Genomic DNA, 963 nt, shown 5'->3' with positions numbered 1-963 from the left:
ATGAGTTGTAAACTGTTTTTTATAGATGCATTGCCATACACCACATCATAAGTCTGTTCGGGACAAATAAGTTGCTGTCCACAGGAGCTCGGCCTTTTGCTCACAACAAGTGCAGGCACCGCAGTGATATGAAATTGTTCAAACCATAGAGGATCAATCGATACTCCATTAAACGCCCATTTGGACTCTTTGGCCTTAGCATGAAGCTTGGAAAACGCTGTTATGGTTTTTTTAAAATCCCCCTCAATCAGACCATTAATCACAACCGGAATTTTATAAGAAGCCGCCTCATCGCTCAGTGAAAACAACAAGGGTTCTGGCATGGAAAAAGACACAAATAATACGGCTCCATCAACGGTTTGGCCTTTTTGGGCAATAGGGGCTCCTTGCCGTGTCTGTTCAATAATCTGATCAATCAAGGTCTTATTTTGTGCATAGGATTGATTGGATGTCGCATTCCAATGAGCCAACGTGTCCTGGCTTACTGAATCGTGCGCCGCCTTACCCGTTGCCGATGCCTCATTAAGAAAATCATTTACATTGGCATGACTTGCGGTGGCTAAAAACAGGCTACTTAAAAAAATTCCGAATGCATTCATAATTCATCCCCATCATTTAAAGAAAACAACAGTTCCTTTTCTTCCAAATTAAAAACCCAAAATTGTCGCCATCACCTGGATAGGTGTGTCCTGCTTCCCATCCAATGACGGATTGTCCAAACGGATGGCAACGATGCGCTTCAGGCAAGGTATTCACCAACTGATAGCGATAACGGTCTTTGGGCATAATGCTCGATGCATAGGTATGACATACAGCAGGCCAATCTTGGCCTATCGAATCGCGAATCGCAGGTGTCGGTGGTCGATGCAACTTAAAATCAACGCGTTCTGCAAGTAAGGCTGCGGTACTTATAGGACTTGCTTGATGTGCCACAAACCCCGTTAATGGATACGTAGAACCTTG

At 44.0% G+C, this 963-nt stretch carries 2 protein-coding genes; both read right to left on the bottom strand.

The window, feature by feature from the left end:
- A partial coding sequence (trbC, locus tag A8O27_RS18135; protein WP_064115171.1) for a type-F conjugative transfer system pilin assembly protein TrbC occupies positions 1-599 on the bottom strand: 599 nt, incomplete at its 3' end.
- A gap of 16 nt (positions 600-615) precedes the next feature.
- A partial coding sequence (locus A8O27_RS18130) for a TraU family protein (RefSeq protein ID WP_207393824.1) occupies positions 616-963 on the bottom strand: 348 nt, incomplete at its 5' end.

Origin of the sequence: Legionella bozemanae (assembly GCF_001648595.1) — a bacterium.
Lineage (GTDB): Bacteria > Pseudomonadota > Gammaproteobacteria > Legionellales > Legionellaceae > Legionella > Legionella bozemanae.
The sequence above is the reverse complement of the archived record's forward strand: the minus strand, read 5'-3'. Positions and strand labels throughout refer to the sequence as shown.